Origin of the sequence: Paenibacillus sp. NRS-1760 (assembly GCF_050467785.1) — a bacterium.
In the GTDB taxonomy this organism is placed as follows: Bacteria; Bacillota; Bacilli; order Paenibacillales; family Paenibacillaceae; genus Pristimantibacillus.
The window spans coordinates 322036-343122 of record NZ_JBITPK010000005.1 but is presented as its reverse complement, the minus strand read 5'-3'; the positions used below and the strand labels follow the sequence as shown (position 1 = coordinate 343122).

At 43.7% G+C, this 21087-nt stretch carries 21 protein-coding genes; 16 read left to right on the top strand and 5 right to left on the bottom strand.

Annotated features, from left to right (window positions below; translation table 11 throughout):
- Position 1 precedes the first annotated feature (1 nt).
- The 4 genes from ACIFSR_RS02090 to ACIFSR_RS02075 are packed head-to-tail and all read left to right on the top strand — an operon-like array spanning position 2 to position 5116.
- Positions 2-907, top strand: coding sequence for an ABC transporter permease (locus tag ACIFSR_RS02090; RefSeq protein ID WP_430054533.1), 906 nt, complete (start codon positions 2-4; stop codon positions 905-907).
- Positions 908-919: 12 nt separating this feature from the next.
- Positions 920-1801, top strand: a complete 882-nt coding sequence (locus tag ACIFSR_RS02085; protein ID WP_430054530.1) for a carbohydrate ABC transporter permease — start codon at positions 920-922, stop codon at positions 1799-1801.
- Positions 1802-1825: 24 nt separating this feature from the next.
- Positions 1826-4243: a glycosyl hydrolase family 28-related protein gene (locus ACIFSR_RS02080; RefSeq protein WP_430054527.1), complete on the top strand. Its 2418-nt coding sequence runs from the start codon at positions 1826-1828 to the stop codon at positions 4241-4243.
- A gap of 27 nt (positions 4244-4270) precedes the next feature.
- On the top strand, positions 4271-5116 hold the full coding sequence (locus ACIFSR_RS02075; RefSeq protein ID WP_430054524.1) for a glycoside hydrolase family 43 protein: 846 nt from the start codon (positions 4271-4273) through the stop codon (positions 5114-5116).
- A 389-nt stretch (positions 5117-5505) separates the two neighbouring features.
- Here the strand turns inward: ACIFSR_RS02075 and ACIFSR_RS02070 are convergent, their stop codons facing one another.
- Positions 5506-5925 carry a GNAT family N-acetyltransferase gene (locus ACIFSR_RS02070; RefSeq protein WP_430054522.1) on the bottom strand — a complete coding sequence of 140 codons (420 nt, stop codon included), beginning with the start codon at positions 5923-5925 and terminating at the stop codon, positions 5506-5508.
- A 193-nt stretch (positions 5926-6118) separates the two neighbouring features.
- Between ACIFSR_RS02070 and ACIFSR_RS02065 the strand changes: the two genes are divergently transcribed.
- From ACIFSR_RS02065 to ACIFSR_RS02045, 5 genes are all read left to right on the top strand, one after another.
- Positions 6119-6622 carry an ankyrin repeat domain-containing protein gene (locus ACIFSR_RS02065; protein ID WP_430054519.1) on the top strand — a complete coding sequence of 168 codons (504 nt, stop codon included), beginning with the start codon at positions 6119-6121 and terminating at the stop codon, positions 6620-6622.
- 139 nt (positions 6623-6761) lie between these two features.
- Positions 6762-7394 (top strand): hypothetical protein, encoded by a 633-nt coding sequence (locus tag ACIFSR_RS02060; RefSeq protein ID WP_430054516.1) that lies wholly within the window; start codon positions 6762-6764, stop codon positions 7392-7394.
- A 165-nt stretch (positions 7395-7559) separates the two neighbouring features.
- Entirely contained in the window at positions 7560-8189 is a 630-nt protein-coding gene (locus ACIFSR_RS02055; RefSeq protein WP_339203847.1) for a DUF4004 family protein, read from the top strand.
- A gap of 14 nt (positions 8190-8203) precedes the next feature.
- On the top strand, positions 8204-8890 hold the full coding sequence (locus ACIFSR_RS02050; protein ID WP_430054513.1) for a hypothetical protein: 687 nt from the start codon (positions 8204-8206) through the stop codon (positions 8888-8890).
- Positions 8883-9554 (top strand): hypothetical protein, encoded by a 672-nt coding sequence (locus ACIFSR_RS02045; protein WP_339203845.1) that lies wholly within the window; start codon positions 8883-8885, stop codon positions 9552-9554. The genes ACIFSR_RS02050 and ACIFSR_RS02045 overlap by 8 nt, the downstream gene beginning before the upstream one ends.
- 105 nt (positions 9555-9659) lie before the next feature.
- Here ACIFSR_RS02045 and ACIFSR_RS02040 read toward each other — a convergent pair whose 3' ends face one another.
- The 4 genes from ACIFSR_RS02040 to ACIFSR_RS02025 all read right to left on the bottom strand — a co-directional run bounded on the left by ACIFSR_RS02040 (position 9660) and on the right by ACIFSR_RS02025 (position 13624).
- Entirely contained in the window at positions 9660-11411 is a 1752-nt protein-coding gene (locus ACIFSR_RS02040; RefSeq protein ID WP_430054511.1) for a methyl-accepting chemotaxis protein, read from the bottom strand.
- A gap of 205 nt (positions 11412-11616) precedes the next feature.
- Positions 11617-11730: a tautomerase family protein gene (locus tag ACIFSR_RS02035; protein WP_430054509.1), complete on the bottom strand. Its 114-nt coding sequence runs from the start codon at positions 11728-11730 to the stop codon at positions 11617-11619.
- A 16-nt stretch (positions 11731-11746) separates the two neighbouring features.
- A complete protein-coding gene (gene ald, locus ACIFSR_RS02030; RefSeq protein ID WP_430054506.1) occupies positions 11747-12886 on the bottom strand; it encodes an alanine dehydrogenase in 1140 nt (379 codons plus the stop codon).
- Positions 12887-13006: 120 nt separating this feature from the next.
- Entirely contained in the window at positions 13007-13624 is a 618-nt protein-coding gene (locus ACIFSR_RS02025) for a TetR/AcrR family transcriptional regulator (protein ID WP_339203842.1), read from the bottom strand.
- Positions 13625-13973: 349 nt separating this feature from the next.
- Here ACIFSR_RS02025 and ACIFSR_RS02020 point away from each other — a divergent pair, with 349 nt between their 5' ends.
- The 7 genes from ACIFSR_RS02020 to ACIFSR_RS01990 all read left to right on the top strand — a co-directional run bounded on the left by ACIFSR_RS02020 (position 13974) and on the right by ACIFSR_RS01990 (position 21087).
- Positions 13974-14996: an amidohydrolase family protein gene (locus ACIFSR_RS02020; RefSeq protein WP_430054504.1), complete on the top strand. Its 1023-nt coding sequence runs from the start codon at positions 13974-13976 to the stop codon at positions 14994-14996.
- Complete coding sequence (locus ACIFSR_RS02015) at positions 14971-15699, top strand: amino acid ABC transporter ATP-binding protein (RefSeq protein ID WP_339203840.1); 729 nt, start codon at positions 14971-14973, stop codon at positions 15697-15699. The genes ACIFSR_RS02020 and ACIFSR_RS02015 overlap by 26 nt, the downstream gene beginning before the upstream one ends.
- A 26-nt stretch (positions 15700-15725) precedes the next feature.
- The gene (locus tag ACIFSR_RS02010; RefSeq protein ID WP_430054502.1) at positions 15726-16514 is read left to right on the top strand and encodes a transporter substrate-binding domain-containing protein; all 789 of its coding nucleotides are present in this window, start codon (positions 15726-15728) and stop codon (positions 16512-16514) included.
- Between the two features lie 75 nt (positions 16515-16589).
- Positions 16590-17243, top strand: a complete 654-nt coding sequence (locus tag ACIFSR_RS02005; RefSeq protein WP_430054500.1) for an amino acid ABC transporter permease — start codon at positions 16590-16592, stop codon at positions 17241-17243.
- 14 nt (positions 17244-17257) lie between these two features.
- Positions 17258-17911: an amino acid ABC transporter permease gene (locus tag ACIFSR_RS02000; RefSeq protein WP_339203837.1), complete on the top strand. Its 654-nt coding sequence runs from the start codon at positions 17258-17260 to the stop codon at positions 17909-17911.
- Between the two features lie 326 nt (positions 17912-18237).
- Positions 18238-20352: a stalk domain-containing protein gene (locus ACIFSR_RS01995; protein ID WP_430054496.1), complete on the top strand. Its 2115-nt coding sequence runs from the start codon at positions 18238-18240 to the stop codon at positions 20350-20352.
- Between the two features lie 189 nt (positions 20353-20541).
- Positions 20542-21087 carry a 3-hydroxyanthranilate 3,4-dioxygenase gene (locus ACIFSR_RS01990; protein ID WP_339203835.1) on the top strand — a complete coding sequence of 182 codons (546 nt, stop codon included), beginning with the start codon at positions 20542-20544 and terminating at the stop codon, positions 21085-21087.

The following is a 21087-nucleotide window of genomic DNA, read 5'->3' as shown; positions in this document are numbered from 1 at the left end:
AATGTTTAAACCAAGAGTGATATCTCGAAATATACCGCTTCATCTGATGATTTTACCAGGACTTTTGCTCGTACTTGTATTCTCTTATATTCCAATAGCGGGAACATACATTGCTTTCCAGAAATTTATTCCCGCAAAAGGATTTTTCGGGGATCAGCGGTGGATCGGGTGGGACAATTTTAGCTATTTACTAGAGCTGCCAGATATATTTGGCGTGCTTTGGAATACCGTTTTCATAGCTGTCATGAAAATGGCTGCAGGGATCATTGTTCCGATTACCATTGCTTTGCTGTTGAATGAGCTTCGAAATCAAGCCGTAAAAAGAAGTGTACAAACACTTATTTATTTACCGCATTTTCTGTCCTGGATTATATTGGGCGGAGTGCTGGTCGATATTTTATCCCCATCCTACGGACTCGTTAATCAAGCACTCGGTCTATTCGGATTGAAACCAGTCTTTTTTTTGGGCAGCAACGACTGGTTTCCTTACACCATGGTAATTTCAGATGTATGGAAGGAGTTCGGTTTTGCGACAATCGTGTATCTGGCAGCTTTAACTGGAATCGATCCACAGCAATATGAGGCATCGATCATCGACGGAGCAAACCGATGGGAACAAACGTGGCATGTCACGCTGCCGGGGATGCGGATGATCATCGTGCTGATGGTGGTGTTAAGCCTTGGGAATGTTCTGAATGCAGGTTTCGACCAAATCGTGAACCTCTATAGCGCTCAGGTCTATCAAAGCGGCGATATTATCGATACTCTGGTATACCGATTAGGGTTGCAGCAAGCGCAATACGGGGTTGCAACAGCAGTGGGACTGTTCAAATCCGTTGTTTCGTTTCTATTTATCTCCACTGCTTATTACGCGGCATATAAACTGGCGGATTATCGCATTTTTTAGGAGGAATAAATCGTGATTGGAAAATCGGCGGGAGCAAGATGGTTCGCAGTATTTAACAACATCTTTCTCATTGCTTTGTCTCTATTGTGTGTGATTCCTCTCATTCATATCGCAGCTGTATCGCTTAGCTCAAGTGCATCGGTAACGGCGGGATGGGTAACCTTTTGGCCAGTCGACTTTACATGGAACTCTTACCGATTCGTCATGACTCGCGGTGAAATTTGGGGTGCTATGGTTGTGACTCTAAAGAGGGTTCTTCTGGGAGGCGGGCTCAATTTATTGATGACGATCTTAATCGCGTATCCGCTTTCGAAGGAATCAAGAACGTTCCGGGCGAGAACGGGTTACGCTTGGTTTTTCTTTTTTACGATGCTGTTCTCAGGAGGGATGATTCCATGGTATATGGTCATCCGCCAATTGGGGCTCTTGGATTCTGTATGGGCGTTAGTACTGCCAGCCGGCGTTCCGGTATTCAGTATCGTGCTGCTTCTGAATTTTTTCCGTCAATTACCCAAAGAGCTGGAAGAAGCAGCGTTCATGGACGGAGCAGGGCATTGGACTACTTTGTGGAAAATCTATTTGCCGGCTTCACTTCCGGCCATGGCTACCATAGCTTTGTTCGCTGTTGTTTGGCATTGGAACAGCTGGTTCGATGGGTTGATTTTGATGAACCGCCCAGAACATTACCCGTTGCAGAGCTATCTGCAGACGGTTATTATGCAGCGGGACATGACGTTCATCCAGCATCTGAGTCGCGAGGAGCTCACGGTTGTCTCGGATCGGACAATTAAATCTGCTCAAATTCTGATAGCGACACTTCCGATTGTGTTTGTGTATCCATTTTTGCAAAGATTTTTCGTAAAAGGGATCGTACTTGGTAGCGTAAAAGGTTGATCATCTATAAGAATCGAGGGGAAAATGATGAAAAAATTCGCGATTTGGTTTTTGGCCTTGGCTTTGTTAGTACCTGCTTTCGTGGTGCGTCCTGCTTCTGCGTCGGCTGCCGTGTTATCGGAAGGATTCGAGAGCGGAACGTTGACTGGATCGAAGTTAAAGCTTGGAACGCCTTATGGCAGCCTGACATCAGTTGCAGGCGAGACTGTGGCTGGCGACTACTCGGTTAAAGGCGTTAGCACTCCTGGCCAGCAGTGGGCGGAGTTTCTGAAGCTGGATGCCGATAAGCTTACGTTAAAGCCGCAGACGGTGTACACAATTAGTTTCAAATACCGGATTTTGGACCCGGAGCCGGTAGGTGAATTTTTCTATCTATACGGCAAACTTGAAGGCACACAAGAGTCTGTCGGCTTTAATTACAACAGCGCGGGGCAGGTTGTCTGGCGCACTGAGCAGCTTCCCGCCGACCAGATTCGGCTTACGGGGCAAGGTACTGATCGGCTGGCGGAGATGAGTTTCAAGACGACTGGAAGCGGTAAGTATAACTGGGTTTTTGGTATTCATAATGGTGGAGCGATTATAATAGACGATCTAATCTTGAGGGAAGACGGGCTGGCTGTGCAGCAGCAACTCTCAGATACTGCTGCAACGGAAGGCTTTGAAAGCGGACAAACGACAAATTCGGTATGGAAGACTGTTGATGGGAGTACAGTTTCGAATGATGTTGACAAGCGAATTAACGGGCAATTCGTCGTCAAAGGTGAGGCAGATGCATCGAAAGAGTGGAAGGAGTATCTAGCTTCCAATCCCGAGAAGCTGAAGCTGTCCCCCAATACTGAATATACGGTCACGTTTAAATATAAAGTGTATGCAGCGGAACCGAAGGATGGATTTTTCTATTTGTACGTGAAATCTCCCTCTACTGGGGAAATGCTGGGTTTCAACTTCAGCGGGAGCGAAAAGTTGTTATGGCACAGCGACAATTTGCCGGAAAGCGGAGTGCAGATTGTTGACCGTGGTGCTTACAAGATTTCTAGGCTTACCTTCACAACTGGAACGGCTGCAGATAACGTCTTAATCTGGGGAATTCGCAAAGGCGGAGGGATCGCTATCGATGATATATCGGTAGTTAGGGGCAGTGCTGAAATTCCTTCACATGAGCAATACAGGGTTGGCTTCGCAAACATCACGGACTACGGAGCCATCCCAGATGATGACATGGATGACACATCGGCTTTCAAGCAGGCAATCGCCACTGGGAAAAGCATTTTCGTTCCGGCGGGAACGTTTCATATCAACGAAACATTGACAATTCAGAATCAAAATCTGGTCGGTTCGGGTATGTTTGTAACGCGTATAGTCGCATCGACGGCTGACCCGAAGGCACCGATTTTGAAAGCGGGTCGATCTTCGGTCGTTGCTGATCTTAATCTTGGATTCAATAACAGCCTCATTACAAATCAGGAGACAGAGGGAGACCGCGTAGGGATTTATACCGGAGCACAATGGTCTTTGCAGAGGGGATCTTCAATTCGTAACGTACGAATCGAGAATGTAGGAACCGCCCTATACTGCCCTGATGGTTTGGGTGCAGAATCGTTCTCAGTCACTTACGATACACTGGAAATTGAGGATTTCTCGTACCGTGGTGTTGATTTCCGTTCTAAAGTCCGGACTGGTAATGTTTTCAATAATATATATTTGAAATCAGATCGCCCCAATGTTGATGTTCCTTTTGCTTTGACTGGCGAAGAGAGCGAAACGATAATAAACCAATTGAACGTCGAGCATACGAAGGTCAATACAGCTATTTTGCTTGAAGGCGTGTATGCTTTGTCAGCATCAACCTTTCACATTGAAGGCGTAACGCTTCGGAATACTCATTCCGGTTATGTAACGGTTAACAACAGCTCTGGCTCAATCGGCAGTCTGACGGTATATTATGCTCCTATGGAGAAGATTGGCGTTAGTATCATCAAGATTGGGAATAACAGCTACAACTCAGCTATGGCGTCTTTCCAACCAGATACGGTTGGCTACTTACGAATAGGTACATTGCATGTAAAGGGATTGAACGAGAATGATCCAACCTCCCAGACTCAAGGAGCTAAGACAGGCGGCTTGACGAGACCTGATGCTTCCGGTTTTATGTTCTTTGATCGAAATTCTGACGCCTTAGGCGATTATTTCGTACAGTTGGATAATTATGTATGGTATTCGTTCCAGAACGATCGAGATGTATATACGAAATTCCCGATTGACCCTAACAAAAAAATTTCGTTTCTGAAGCTGGGTGCACTTCCAGTTGCGGGGTCAAGTGCTAATCGTCCTAAGTACCGGCTGGTCACGGGTGTTACGACTTATTTTGATACTGACTTAAAGAAGCTGCTTATGTGGGATGGGACAGCTTGGATTCCAATGGTTTATTCGCCGCTCACATAGAAAAAGCAAGCAACAGAAGGGGAGATTATGATACGTACCTCTGAAATTCACATTAGAGACCCGTTTATCCTAACGGATATGGAAAACAGGAAATACTATATGTACGGCACGATTGGAGAGACAGCTTGGGAAGGCATTCCGGATGGCTTTAACGTCTATGTTAGCAAGGATTTGGAGCATTGGAGCGGTCCGTTTCCCGCTTTTCGACCAGCTAAAGACTTCTGGTCGGATCATCATTATTGGGCACCGGAAGTGCATGAATACGAAGGAAGCTATTATATGTTTGCCAGCTTCAAGGCAGAAGGGGCGACACGGGCGACACAAATCTTGATGGCGGAGCATCCGCTTGGTCCGTTTCAGCCGCACGGTGTAGGCCCGATTACTCCCGCAGGTTGGGAGTGCTTGGATGGTACGTTTTACGTGAACGAGGCTCGGCAGCCGTGGATCATCTTTTGTCGTGAATGGCTGGAGGTTCGGGATGGTCAGGTATGGGCTATGCCGTTAACTGCTGATTTGTTGACTTCTGCGGGAGAGCCGATCTTGCTGTTCGCTGCATCAAGCGCATCATGGGCGAGGCCAGTTAGGGATAGCGATGAATTCGTCACAGATGGCCCGTTTCTCTATAAGGACAACGCTGGGTACTTGTTTATGCTCTGGTCCAGCGCCGGGGAGCGAGGGTACGCAATGGGGCGGGCTTGTTCTTTAGACGGAACACTTGAGGGAAAATGGGCGCAAGAGGATGAGCCTATGTTTGCAAGTGATGGTGGACATGGAATGATTTTTCAAACCTTTGATGGTGTGGAATTGATTGCACTGCATGCACCGAATCAACATCCCTATGAACGTCCAATTTTCATACCAAAAAATGATTAAAAGCCCTTTTATAGCACAGGCGCTTCAACACTGACCAGAAAGCTATGAATATTGCTAGGGCACAAACTCATCTGGACAAGCAAAGTCTCTGCTGCGCAGCTTTCCAGATACTGTAGTCGCTTACGCGAACTATGGCGGCGAAGGGATAATAACAAGCTGGACTATGACATGGATGAAGATACTTTGACAATTACAGCCGGACAAATCTCTATTTCCGAAAAACAAGAGAGCTAAGCAGATTCAAGTAGCTTAGCTCCTTTTTCATTCCAATATTCACTTTTTCTCCTGATTAAGAGTGTTCTGCATCCCTAGAACTAGCGCTTTGGGAAAAGCCTCTTTTCGATGTGAAAATGTGCTGTAATCGGTATGGAACAGCTAAGCAACTGAGCTTAAAGGTCTTTTTTTAAATAATAGTGCGTGTAACCGCCAGCATTCGGTATCGATCCAAACACCTCGAACCCTTGCTTCTTGTAAAAATCGAGCGCCTGAAAGCTTAAGGTATCCAGCTTTATGAAATCACAGTTTTTCGCTTTAGCTATCTTTTCGGCCTCGTCTAAAAGCTGCTTTCCATACCCGGATTTACGAATTTCGTCCGCAACAAATAAGTACTCAATCTGCATCCAGTTCCAGCATATTTCGCTAAGAAGCCCGCCGAAAATTTGACCATCAGCGTTTTTTAGAAACAAATTAACTTCCTGATACCGCCCTTTCAAGTTTTCAGGGAAATGCTTTAAATTAAAAGCAAACATATTGCTGCTAACATACGATTTATCATCGTTATTCCATTCATTTGATATATATAATTCCATGTTTCACACGCCTCTCTAATCCCTGCATTTACCTCATGCAAGCAAAAATGCCTATCTATTTTAATCTATCACATTTGCTCGAAGCAGAAGCAGTAAAGAATAGTTTATAAGCGTATTTTATTATATTTGAAATCATCTATTAAAGTTTGGTAATGTTGTAGAATGAAACCAGTTGAAATGGAGTGGAAAAAAAATGAATGGTCCGTTGAATGAAGATTTATTTCAAGCGATTCAGTCAGGAACTCAGCTAAATAGCTTATTAGAATCGGACCCGAGCCTAGCAAATGCCGAAAATAAGGATGGGCTTACACCTCTTGGTTTCGCAGCACATCTCGGCAATAAAGAAGCGGCACAGGTATTGCTTGACTATGGTGCTGACATTAATGCAGTATCTCATTCCAAGATTTCTTTTATTCCCTCTAATACAGCGTTGCATGCTGCGATAGCAGGCGAAAGAAATATAGATCTCATTAATTTGTTTATGAAACATCATGCCGATACTAATCTTCTGGACAGCAATGGTCATACTTGCTTGCATACTGCAGCTTTTCATGATGATAATATTGAAATCATTCGCTTATTGCTCGAACATGGAGCAAATATAAACACTGAAGATCAAGAAGGGGATACCGCCTGGTCTCTTGCAGTCAAGCAAGGAAACCATAATGTGGCTGAGTTTCTTCGCAGGCGATTATGAGTCTGGAAAATACTTGCATATAAACAAAGTAAGCAATTGTGGTAATCTATAATTAATGAGCAGAAAGCTTGCTGATGGATAGGCTAGTGAAAAAAACGAGATTTACAAGATGATGCTGTTATAGGAGACGAGTAGAACTATGACAATAAACAATGAGACAACAAATGAGGAAGTAAGCAGTAAGGATTCGGCGATGAACGAGGAGAAATGGGCGGAGCTTATTAAGGCTGTTCACCATAATGGCATCGTAGCTTTAAAAATGCAATTTAACGATGTTGAAGGACAAGTGTTGAACCACGAAGCTTATGGCCCAGTTTTTGTATTTCATGTGAAGGATGAGTCGGACAGCGTATATTCCTGCGGATTTTTCCTGCATGAGTTGGTCAATAGATTCCAATCGGGGAATGATCCTGCGGTGTGGATGGCTTCTTTCTTCGTCGATCTTATGGAGATCGAGGGTGGGAAACCTCTCTCACAAGCCGCTTCAAGTGAAGAGGAGGCTAAAGCGGTAATCGACAAAATCCTCGTTCCGCAATGTATAACAGCTGTGACGGAAGAGTTTGCTCCGGAACAGGTACATGCGGGTCTAGCTTGGAACGAAGAACACGGTCCAGTCTTTGAAGCTGGATTTCCAACGATTAAAGACGGAAACAACGTTTGCGCTATTCCGTTACATCTATTGTTGACACATTTGCAGTTGAACCGGGATCCTGCGGAGCTGCTAATTCAAGGCATGTATAACATCCGAAATGAACATGGCATAACTTCCTAAAATTTTTTCATCAAAAGGCAGCTTCTGATTCGTAATGGAATCGGGAGCTGCCTTTTTCTTTTATATAAATGAAGAATAGCAAGCCAGCATAACCTTTCTTTATTGCGATATTCTCATTTACAACGTAACAGTGTTATGTTACGATCATTTCGAGAGGTGATTATAGTGGATAAGGATTTAATTTCGAAAAAGGAACTGCTGGATTTAACCGGCATTTCGTATGGGCAACTATATCGTTGGAAACGAAAGAAGCTTATTCCTGAGGAATGGTTTATTCGAAAATCAACGTTTACAGGACAAGAAACCTTTTTCCCAAAACAGACGATATTAGCGCGCATCCATAACATTATTAATATGAAGGATGATCTTTCGTTAGATGACCTAGCGGGTAAGTTATCTGATACGTCCGCTATTAACGATATGACACTGACTGCTGCAGAAGTCGAAGAACGTAACATTGTTTCGTCTATGACCCTAAGCAGGTTCGGAGCGTTATCTGGAATTGGTGGACAATATTCGTTTGACGAGCTTGTGCATTTATTTGCAGTTGATTACCTGCTTGGCCTCGGAGAGCTGAGCTTAGAGGAAGCAGAACTGTTGTTTCAAACCTTGAACGAGAAGGTCAGGAAGTTCGAGGGGAAGAGTTGGGATCTATTTTTTATTCGAAAAATGGGGATGACTTCCTTTATCATGGCGCACTCGCCAACTGAATTAGTATTTGACGAAGGTGTCCGACTTGTTGCCAAGCTAAGCTTAGGTGATTTGATTGAACAATTAAAAGGGAAGCTTTCTTAATGGAGGGAAGAGCGATGATGGAATATCAGCTGTCAGATTTAAAGATTAGCGGAGTTAGCGGTGCCGCAGGTGGAAGCTACGATAACGTATCTATAGATGGTGTTGGCAAAGTAAGCGGACCTATTGTTGCGCGTAGATTTAAGGGAAATGGACATATACGAATGAAGGCGCATCTTACGGCAGATGAGCTTGAAGTTAATGGTACGATGGATGTAAAAGGCAATATGAAATTTGGAAATATGAAGGCGGATGGTTTGCTTACTATCGCGGGCGGAGTTAGCGGCGAAAGCTGTGAATTAAATGGCATGATGAGCATAAAAGGTGATTGTGAGCTGGAGCATTTTACAGGCAAGGGCGGCTTCACGGTTGGCGGCTTGCTCAGTGCGGGCCAGCTGGAATTTCAACTGCAAGGCCAAGGAAAAGCGAATGAGATTGGCGTGGAAAACCTGATCATCAGGCAGGCAGACGTGGGGATGTGGAATAAATTATTCAGTGGAATTATTCCGAAGCTAAAGCCTGAGCTGCGTGTTGGGGTCATTGAAGGCGACAATATTGATATTGAATTTACAACTGCAGATATCGTTAGGGGTAATGTTGTCATCATTGGTCAGGGCTGCTCGATAGGACGAGTAGAATATCGCTCGAAGCTGTCCGTACATCCCGGCGCTGCAATTATGAAGGAGGTGAAGGTTAGTGACTGAGCCTATACGGAATCCATTGAAAGTATTAGGTGAAACAACGTCAGCGGGCGGGTTTTATCAAAATGTGAATATAACAGGCGAATGTAAATTTAACGGTGATGTGGATTGTGAGAAGCTCAGGCTGACGGGAGAAGTCAAGATCGCTGGAAATTTAATTGCGAAAGATATGAAGATAACGGGCGTATGTGCCGTTGACGGCAGCTTAAACGGGGTTAGCTTGCAAGGACGAGGTGAGATGAAGTCAAAAGGAAGAGTCAGAGTAGACAAAATTAAGTTAACGGGTCAATTGGATGCAGCAGGTGATTGTGAAGCGGAAGAGCTGCACATAACTGGCGCAGTAAATATCGATGGATTATTAAGCTCAGATCAGCTGGCTATTAGTATGTTCGGACCTAGCTTTGCTAAAGAGGTCGGAGGCAGCAAAATCAAAATTAAAAGAAGCAAAGTGGGAACATTGCTGAGGCTGATGAAATCGATGGACGGGGTTATTTTCAATGCGGGGTTGATCGAGGGCGATAACATCGAGCTTCATTATACGAAGGCAAGTATCGTTAGAGGAGAGAATGTAACTATAGGTATAGACTGCGAAATTGAGACGGTGGAATACCGCGATGAACTGAAAATTCATAAGAGTGCAGTTGTGAAAAACAAGGTAAAACTATGATTTTTTTATACGCCCTGAACAAAATAAGCTTTCCCTATTTAGGTGGGAGGAAATGAATGCGCCGGCAGAGTGTAGGGTTTATATCTGCCGACGCATTTTTTTATTTTATAGTTTGAATTTGCTAATTAATGTTTGAAGCTGCTTGGACATTTCATTAAGTGATACAGCAGAAGCGCTAATTTCCTTCGTAGAATCGAGCTGTGCATCCGATGCATTAGCGACGTCAACAGCAGCCTTTGAAGAGCTTTCAGCTATAGTTGAGAGCTCCTGAACAGAGGATGCGACTTCCTCAGAGCCCGCTGACATTTGCTCAGATATGGCTGAAACCTCTTGAATCAGCTGAGCAACATTTTGCGTGGCCGCATATATGGTTTGAAATTTGTCTCCCGTCTCCTCCGCGATTAACATGCCTTGTGTTACTTCCTTCGTTCCTTCATCCATAGCATGTACCGCCTGCGTTATTTCTCGTTGAATCTCAAGGATTAATACGCCAATTTGAGTGGCAGCCTGATGGGATTGATCAGCGAGCTTCCTAACTTCGCTTGCGACAACTGCAAATCCTTTTCCCTGTTCGCCGGCTCTTGCCGCTTCAATGGCGGCATTCAGTGCCAATAAGTTGGTCTGTGACGCAATTCCAGCAATGACCTCGACAATTTGCACAATTTCGTTAGAGCGATCGCTTAGCGAGTTGATGGAAGCGGACGATTGTTGAACGGATTGATGAATGCCATCCATCTGATGGATAACTTTCGTAATATAGAGATTGCCTTGTGAGGCTTCCTCAGACATATCCTCAGAGGCAACAGCCATACTAGCTGCGGATTCGGCTACACGCTGTATGCCCGCTGCCATTTCCTCCATCGCACGAGAGCTTTCGAAGGCTACCTGTTCCTGCGTTTCTGCGCCATCAGCAACCTGGCGAATGCGGTGTGAAACCTCACTAAGCGACTTCGAATTTTGCTCGGCATTCATTGCTAGTTCATTCGCTTGAATCGTTGCTTGATGGGCATTTTGCTGCACACCACTAATCATGTCTCGTAAGCTTAATATCATCTCATTGAAACGGGCATTCAATAAGCCTAATTCATCCAGACGATTTGTAGGCAGGCTCACATCAAGCTGACCCTCGCTAACTTTACGAAAAGCACCGTTCAACTCTTTAATAGGTGAAAGCAATTTGCGCAGCACAACAATTTGGATAAACAAAATGACGAGAAGCGCTGCTATCAGAACGGGTACCGTCCATAGGAGCAGCTCTTTTTTTCCTTCGGAGACGATATCCGCATGAAGATCAATCGCAAATGCTGCAATGACCTTGTTCTGCTCATCCATGATGGGATGAACGACGGTTATCCATTGTCCATAACTGTTCGTGTAAATGTCTGTTGTTGCTGCTTTTTTGCTTTCGAGCAGCTTTTTCATGACCTTCAGCATAACGGGGGATTGCTCATAAGCGGTGCCCGGCGTGTAGCCGGAGTCAATATAGTCTTGCGGGACGGCTAGCAGGATCGGTGTTTTTCCATGTGCGATATCAACAGAGTATAGATAGGATTGGGATACACTGTTGTTCGTTTTTTGAAAATGAGCTATTTTCCCAACAAGTTTTTTGTGGAGCGGACTGTTTACGTCATGATTTTGGAAAGCTTCTTTAACTTCGGCTAATTGGAATTCACTTGCAGCAAGCGCTGCAAAACCTTCTGCCTGTTGATTTAAGGTTTTGACTAAAACTCGTTCTTGGATAAAATAGCTGGCTGCAATGAGGATAAGCGCAATCAAGACGATGTTCAAACCGGAGAGAAGCAGGTTTTTTCCAAAAAAAGATAGTTTCATTTGTTTAGAATTGCTGATTTGTTTCATCGTTAGGTAAACCCCTTTTCTAAGCAACTTTATCAAAACAAATAGCCACCATCATTGGCGGTACCGATCTCACCGTCCAATAAAGTGGCTGAATTTATGCAGGTGGAAGTCACTACGTATGTTTAGGTGGAGCGATAATTTCTGCTGCTGGAACACCGGCAATTCCCCAATGGGTGGAGGGGATTTCTGTAACTAAAACGCGAATTCACTCCTTTGGAGAGTTCAATTCTGCTGCAATGGTCTCTGTTACACTGGCAATAAGAGACTTTATTTGCTCGGTTGATCTTCCTTCCATCATCTGAATCGTTACGATTGGCATATCTAATGATTCTCCCTTACACGGCAACTTGCTTAGAAGGGGTATTCAAATAGTCGGAAATGTCAATGTAATCGTATCCGTGTGCATCGGCAACCGCTTTATAGGTTACATTGCCCTCAGCAATATTAATTCCTCTAGCTATGGCTTTGTTGTCTAGAGCAGCCTGCTTGTAGCCTTTGTTGGCAATTTGTACGCCATAAGGAATCGTTACATTAGTTAAAGCAATCGTAGAAGTTCGAGCGACGGCACCAGGCATGTTCGCAACAGAATAGTGGATGACACCATGTTTTTCATAGGTAGGATTGCTGTGGGTAGTAATACGGTCCACCGTTTCAATAGAACCGCCTTGATCGATGGCAACGTCGACGATGACAGACCCCGGCTGCATCGTTTTAACCATTTCCTCCGTCACCAAGCGAGGAGCCCTCGCTCCTGGAATAAGAACAGCACCGATTAAAAGATCAGCCTTTTTCACCGCTTCTGCGATGTTATAGCTATTGGACATTAGTGTTCGAATACGCCCGCCAAACATATCGTCAAGCTGCCGAAGGCGATCTGGACTTACATCGAGTACGGTAACAGAAGCGCCGAATCCGACAGCGATCTTAATCGCATTTGTACCAACGATTCCGCCGCCGATAATGACCACCTCACCAGGTGCTACCCCAGGCACGCCGCCTAATAAAACACCTTTTCCGCCATGCGGCTTCTCAAGGAATTGGGCACCGATCTGGATCGACATCCGTCCGGCAACTTCACTCATAGGCATGAGCAGCGGCAAAGCTCCATTATCGAATTGAATTGTTTCATAGGCGATGGCAACGACCTTGCGATCGACCAAAGCTTTCGTTAACTCTGCTTCTGGAGCAAGGTGAAGATAGGTATATAATAATAAGCCTTCACGAAAATAAACATATTCTTCTGCAAGCGGCTCTTTCACTTTAATAACCATTTCTGCAGACCAGACTTCCTGAGCAGTGGACACAATTTTAGCTCCTGCGGCTAAATAGTCATCATCCGAGAATCCGCTGCCTGCTCCTGCTTGTGCTTCTATCCAAACCTCATGACCATTGTTCAAGAAGGCCGTTACTCCGGCTGGTGCAATTCCGACACGGTTTTCATTGTTTTTGATTTCTTTTGGAATCCCGATAATCATCTGCTTTTCCATCCCTTCAACCAATTTTGTGCAAACAAGTTGACGCAGCATCAATATAAAATAAATATGACAAAGTGTCAATATTATTGTGCAAGAATGCCAAAAAGGCATACCGAGCCCTTATAAGTAAAGAGCGTCGGTATACATAGTTGTGATGGTATTCGCAATTTCTTCGAGAGAATATTGGTGTCTGTTATGAACAATATCCCATTGATACATTTCATTCGAATAGAACCATTGGCATGCAACAAGCTCTGCTTTTAAGTCTGTTCGAGCTAAACCATGCTGCTGAGAGTAGGTGATGTCAGTCGTTATACTTTGAATAAGCTTGTGTCGTATTTCTTCCCATTTTGTATTTACCGCGGATGAGAGTCCCATAGCTTCAGCAAACACTTTCATCATGTCTCGTTCTGATTCGGCTATTTGGAAGAAGGTGAGTACTTGACTCTTAATGACCTTTTTAGCCTCTTCTTTGGATGTCGGTTGGAAGGAGATATTCGCGATATCAAAAAACTGCTGCATGACATCTTCCATCAATACGATTAGAAAATCATCTTTTCCGGTAAAATGGGTATAGGCTGTACCATAACCGGTTTTTGCCAATTTAATAATTTGATTTATTGTACTGTTTTGGAATCCTTCTTTTAAATAAACGGTTCTGGCTGCTTTTAAAAGCTTTTGCCTCGTTTGCTGCGATCTAAGGTGTCGACCGTCGATATCTTTTATTTCGTTTTCCATATAGGATCTCAACCTTTCAAGAGAATATTGCCTGTAGAGTACTATACATTCTAGTCGAATGACATCCCTATTGTAAATATAAAAAAGAATGGCGGTTCATCGGCTATCATCCAAAATCAAATTTGCATAATTCTTATTGACATGATGTCATAATCATCATAATATGATAGATATCCAAGCTGAAAGTTTACAAAGGCTGCACAATTTGTAAGCGGTTTATTTAAATAGTATACCTCATTTGGGATTCGATGGTGTTTTTTTTCAAAAAAACTGACATCTCGTCATCTTTATTCCCAGCTCATGCTTTTCTACTTAGAATGATATCCCTTTTATAAGGAGGTTTCAAATCATGCGAATCGATACGCATACGCATATTATACCTGAGCAGCTTCCCGATTTTTATCAGAAATACGGGGGAGATCGATGGCCGATATTAAATCGAACATGTACTTGCGGTGCTACGATTATGGTAGCCGGCAAATCATTTCGTGAAGTAACAGATCAAGTATGGAGCCCCAAAAAAAGAATAGAGGATATGGATAGGGAAAACGTTGATATGCAGGTTTTGTCTCCAATTCCGGTTACCTTTTCTTATTGGGCACCATTAGATGAAGCAATAGAGATGTCACGCATTCAGAATGACTTTATAGCTGAAACGGTCGCGCAGCATAGAAACCGTTTTGCCGGGCTCGGTACCGTCCCGATGCAGGACGCTGATGCCGCTATTCGTGAAATGGATCGCTGCATGCATGAGCTTCATTTAAATGGAATTGAAATCGGCTCCAACATCAATGGCAAAAATTTAGACGATCCTTCCTTTATTGCATTTTTCCAAATGGCTGAAGAATGGAGGGTCCCCTTGTTCATTCATCCATGGGAGACACTCGGAAAAGATAGAACGCCAAGGCATAATTTCATGTATACGATAGGCATGCCAAGCGAAACGGCTCTAGCAGCAGCTACTTTTGTTTGGAGCGGCCTGATGGAGAGATTCCCAGATTTGCAGGTTTGTTTTGCTCATGGTGGTGGATCGTTTCCCTATATTCTGCCGAGGCTTGATCAAGGGTGGAACGTTTGGCCGCAGCTTCGTTTAACAACGCATCCCCCCAGCTATTATGCCAAAAAAATGTTTTATGATTCTTTAGTGTTCGATCCTCTTAACCTCAAATTCATGATAGATAGATTTGGTCATGAACAAATTATGATGGGCTCTGATTACCCCTTTTTGCTTAGGGAGGTTCCTCCAGGCCAGGTCATCGAACAAAGCCTCAGCTTAACCGAAGAAGAAAAGGCCGCTTTATTTGGCGGAAATGCTGCAAAATTCTTTCGTATCGGAGGTTCACCGCGTGATTCAATTTCGCAAAATAAATAAACATTATGGCTCGAACCACGTCCTGAAAGATATAGATCTAAACATCAAAGAAGGAGAAGTGGTTGTCATCATTGGTCCATCAGGATCTGGAAAAAGCACACTTCTGCGCTGCATTAACCGATTGGAGAATGTTACTTCTGGAGAACTTGTTGTGAACGGCCATAAAGTGAATGACAAGCACACGAATATTAATGTCATGCGGCAAGAGATTGGAATGGTGTTTCAGCATTTTAATCTATATCCACATAAATCAGTGATCGAGAATATTACGCTTGCTCCTATCAAAGTACGAGGCATGCCAAAGAACGAGGCTGAGAAGCTGGCTATGTATTACCTTGATAAAGTTGGGATAACGGAGAAAGCAAATGTTTTCCCATCCAAACTATCAGGTGGTCAGCAGCAAAGGGTTGCTATTGCAAGGGGACTTGCAATGAAGCCGAAAGTCATGCTTTTTGACGAACCGACCTCTGCATTAGATCCTGAAATGGTTGGTGAAGTTTTAGACGTCATGAAAGCGCTAACACGTGAAGGGATGACTATGGTTGTGGTTACGCATGAAATGGGCTTCGCACGTGAAGTAGCCGATCGCGTTATATTCATGGATCAAGGTCAGATCGTTGAAGAAGGAAAACCTGAACATTTCTTTGCAAGTCCAAGTGAAGACAGAACGAGATTGTTTCTTAGTCGAATTCTGGTTCATTAATAAAAGGGAATAAGGGGGATTTACGTATGAAGAAATGGCAGAAGAATCTAAGTATAACGGTTGCATCGGTGTTGCTTACTGTTAGTCTGGCTGGGTGTGGAGGTAAAGCAGAACCGGCATCAGGCAAGGATCAGAAAAAAATTGCCGTCGGAATTGGCGCAGATGCTTTTCCATTTGGTTATGTTGACACGGGAGATAACAAAACCAAAGGTTTTGACCTCGATATTGCAGCAGCTATCGTAAAAGACATCACGGGCTCGGAAGACAATATTGAATATGTTGAAGTGAATGGTAAAACAAGAATACCGATGCTGAAAAATGGCGACATCGATCTGATCGTTCGCACGATGACAATTACAGAAGAGAGAAAGCAGGAAGTGGATTTCTCTGATCCGTATTTCAGCGCAGGGCAATCACTGCTCGTGCCTGAGAATTCTACGATTACAAGCATTGCAGATTTAAAGGGCAAGAAGGTTATCGCTGTTAAAGGAACGAGAGACGGCAAAGTAATAGAAGAGAAATCACCGGAAGCAGTCGTATCTGAATATGAGAACCTTGGCGAAGCGTTTACGGCGCTTAGCACGGGCAAAGGTGATGTGCTAACGACTGACAATGCTATTCTAATGGGACTTGCCTTGGAAAACCCGGGATATAAACTAGTTGGCGGTGTTATTGAAGATCAGCCATGGGGAATCGCAGTTAGAAAAGGCGATAAAGAAATGCTGGATAAGGTTAATGCTTCGCTAAAAAAATTAAAAGAAACCGGTGAGTACGACAAAATATATGAAAAATGGTTAAAACAAAAACCAGAATAATGGCAGGAGGGGACGAATGCGTTCATTCGTCCCTTTATCTCCTTAGACATCTAGAAGCGGAGAGGACTGAGTTAGATGTTGGATTTTTCAATTTTACTTGAATACAGGGAACAATTTTGGGCTGGTTTTCTAACAACGCTTCAGGTCAGTCTGCTCGCGCTGCTATTAAGTTTAGTGATTGGAACGATCGTTGCCGTCATGAAGATTTCTCCCGTGAAGCTCGTTAAGGGCTTGGCTACGATGTATATTGAATTTATTCAAAATACGCCCTTGCTCATACAAATCTTTTTCTTCTATTTTGGTTTACCGGCGGTAGGGATTCAATTAAATGCCTTTGTAAGCGGAACGCTTGGATTAGCCGTATATTCGGGTGCCTATATTGCAGAGGCGATTAGGGCAGGAATTCAAGCAGTACCTCATGGGCAGGTTGAGGCGGGGCGGGCATCAGGACTTACTTACATTCAAACGATGCGACATATTATTTTGCCGCAGGCGGTTAAAGTTGTTATCCCGCCTCTTGGCAATCAATTTCTAAATTTGGTGATGGGATCTGCTATTCTGGGGTCGATATCCGGCAAGGATCTTATGTACTACGGGGACATTATTTCATCGGATACGTTTATTGTATTTGATGTATACATTTTTGTAGCTATTTTCTACTTAATATTGACGCTTCCGCTCAGTCTCTTTATCGGCTATCTAGAACGGAAATTATCGGCGAGCGATTAGAAAGGAGAGCTGTCATGGATTTCATAGGTGCTTACTCAGCGAATAATCTTCTTTACTTACTTAAAGGATTTTTAGTAACGATTGAAGTATCAGCTCTCTCTATTGTATTAGCCTTCGTATTTGGTACGATCATGGGCATTATTAGATATGCCAAAATTCCTATTATTGCGAGAATCATTGCTCTCTATGTAGGTTTAATTCGCAACATTCCGCTTCTGCTCGTCTTTTTCTTTATCTTTTTTGCACTGCCTGAAATTGGCTTAAAACTGGACGTGTTTACCGCATCAGTTGCGGGCTTGACGATTTATGCGTCAGCAATGTTATGTGAAATTGTCCGCAGTGGTTTAAATTCCATTTCTAAGGGGCAGGTGGAGGCTGCAAGAGCTTCCGGCTTAACCTATGTCCAAACGATATGGCATATTATTCTCCCGCAAGCGCTAAAACGGATGATTCCGCCTATCGTCAGCGAATGTACTTCTATTCTCAAAGGCTCATCGCTTGCTATCGTAATTACACTCCCAGAAATGATGCGAAGTGCACAAATTATTTATAACTATAATGTTAAGTTTGTTATTCCAATTTTATTGTTAGTCGCTATTCTTTACTTCATCGTAAATTATACGCTTTCTTTACTTGCACGCAGATTGGAAAGACGTTTAACGATTTAATTTTGTGTGATCGATAGGGAATGATGACTGAAAATGAGTCTTGGCGAATGGTAATTTCGACAGACTCTTATTTGTCGTTGCAGCCTTTTTTCAGAATAAAAGAATGACAAAAAAATGAAATTAATCATATTGACACTGTGTCATATTCAATATATTGTTAGGTTGATTCTGGAATTACATCTGATGTTTTTGAAGGAGGCTGTTAAAGGGGCTGAAAACGTTCGAGCTAAGAACAGCATGAATGTTTTGTCAGGGTTGCTCGATCAGATCAATTGCAAGCGTTTCCAAAAGGTGATGAATATTTTATTCCTGGAGGTTTTGAACTGATGAAAAAAGCGGTCAGGCAGCGAATTTTTAGTAGTGTTCTCCTCGTAACTGTTGTTAGTACGCTCATCTTTCCGTCTTTACCTATCTTTGCATCCTCAGATACAGCAGCCGTGAAGGCAGAATCCAATTCAGGCGCCTATGTTGCGAAGCGCACAGGCGTCAACGTGAATGCACCTGATGCTGGACAACCGTATCCAGTAGGCGAAACGCATAAACGATTGCCGGGTGAGCCCGCCGAACCAGCAGAAGGCAGTTGGGGTTACAATGTAGAGACTGGCGTGTTTACTCATCCGACGGTCATGCCGGAAAATGAAGGACCACAGCCGTTCAACGGCAGCTTGCCTTATCTAGACTTGAATCAATATATTAAAAACATGAAGGTTGAAGCCTTTTATCCATTCGTAGCGGGGTACGGACACAGCTGGCAAACATCCTTTGATTTGGATGGACGTCGCTATTTGTATGACTATGAGACCAATCAATACAATTTGTTTGATATAACGGACCCGCTAAAGGCCGAGCTTATTACGACAAAATGGATCGACAAACAAGCGGGTGAACATCAATTTGGCCCGTTTAACGTGAAGTACAACGAGGAATTAGATAAAAATTTAGCTGTTCAGTGCTATGAGGTTCCGCGCTACGGCAAAATAACGAATAAGTACACGAATCCAGACGAAGTAAAGGCAATTCGCGACTTTGAAATGCTGCGCGGCTTCCGAATTTATGAGGTGAACGGCCCGAACTGGACGGATTGGAAAATTCTTTCCGAGACGCCGCTTGATTCAAGTACTTACTCCAAAGATAAGCCGCAGCAAGGATCTGGCTGCCAGGACATCCCGGTCTATTCCGGCGATAAATATTTATTTGTTGCAGGTGCTCCAGACGACAGCTACGCGAACACAGAATATAAAACCTATCTTTATTCAGGTGCACAGCTTGTCTATGACATCTCTGATCCAACAAAACCAAAGCAGCTATCGATTTGGTCAGTACCAGGACAACGCATTGGCGAAGAAGCACAATATAATCTAAATCCGCGAGCAGGTAATAAAACAAGCTGGATGGGATCGCGAATGCCGTTGTTTATTCCCAAAACAGTAGAAGAAGGCGGAAAATACGGTTATGCAGCGATGGGGGGATTAGGCTTCTACATTGTAGATATTTCTGATCCGAACAATATGAAGACGGTATCGCATCTTGAAATGCCGATGAGCTTTGCAGGAACTGAGGGCGATAATATCGACGTCAGTAAAGTAGAGACGACAGGCATGGTTTATTACAGCGGTTATCCCCTCAGCGAGGATTGCCACGAGCCGTATAAAGAAATTTATGCGATTGATGTTAAAGATCCGCTTAATCCGAAAATAGCAACGATTATGCCTCGTCCAACACCGCCGGCAGATGCGCCGTTTACGGACTATTGCCAGCGTCGAGGCAGCTTCGGACCGAAGCGTACCGGCTATGCTGAAATTCAGCCAGGTACACCAAGCCAACAATATATGCCCTATGCATTCTACAATGCAGGCATTCAAATGTTTGATCTTAAAGATCCGTTAAAACCAACGATTGCTGCTTATTTTGTGCCGAAAATGTCAGGCGAATTGACTGACGATGAAGGTAAAAAGTATATGAGCGATCAATCTGATCCAGTGCATGGCACCTTTGTAGAATGGGATCGCCATTTAATTTGGGTGTTCTCTGGCCATGGGATGTACGTCCTTTCTTCGCCGCTACTTGGTGATCCTGTTAGCGGACTGCCTAAGGCGAGTCTGCAACTTAACGGTGAGGCGGCACTTCCTTTGGCAGCACAGCCGTTTAGCAAAGATGGTGCAACGCTCGTTCCATTGCGTACTATTTTTGAGAAATTAGGTTATGAAGTGAAATGGAATGGTGCTTCCAAGACGGTAACGGGGACAAAAAACGGCGTTACCATTCAACTGCAGATTGGGCAGAAGGAAGCAACGGTGAATGGAGTGAAGAAACCGATGGCTGCTTCTTCAGTCATGGTGGGCGGTACAACGTATATTCCGATCTCCTTTATTGAACTAGCAACCGGAAGTAAAGCCGTGTGGAATCAGGATGATAAGGCGATTGTTGTGACTAGTATTTAAGATGATTTGGCAGGGAGAAGACCGCAGTAGTGCCGATTGGCGACGCGGTCTTTTCCCTTTTTTAATGCGCTTTCAAATAAAACTGACATATCATCAATATTAATATTGACATGATGTCGACATTATCTTATAGTGAAAACAAGATCAGCTTTTATCCAAAAAATATCGATTTGAAGGTGAGGGTTTATTATGGCAACTGCTAAATCATTAACCGCTTTTAATCTTTTGAAATGGATCGAAGATAACAAGGAGCAGCTCAAACCTCCCGTTAATAACAAGGTAATATGGGAAGATTCTGAGTTTATTGCAATGGTGCTTGGCGGACCGAACAGACGCAGAGACTTTCACATTGATCCGTCTGATGAGTTCTTCTATCAAGTGAAGGGCTCTTGTTATGTGGAATGTATTACCGAGGCTGGCGAGCGTAAGGTTGTTGCCGTTAATGAAGGCGAAGTATTCATGCTGCCAGCAATGGTACCGCATTCACCGCATCGTGTGGCTGACACGTTTGGCATCGTTATTGAGCGCAAACGCGACAAAGGGGAGCTAGAGGATTTTGTTTGGTTTTGCGAGAGCTGCAACCACGAGATGCACCGCGTAACCGTACAGTTAACCGACATTGAAACACAAGTAAAAGGAGCGATCCACAGCTTCAATTCAAATATAGAAGTGCGTACTTGCAAATCATGCGGACATGTAATGTCTGAAGAAGTTAAGGAATGGAAACCAGAATAA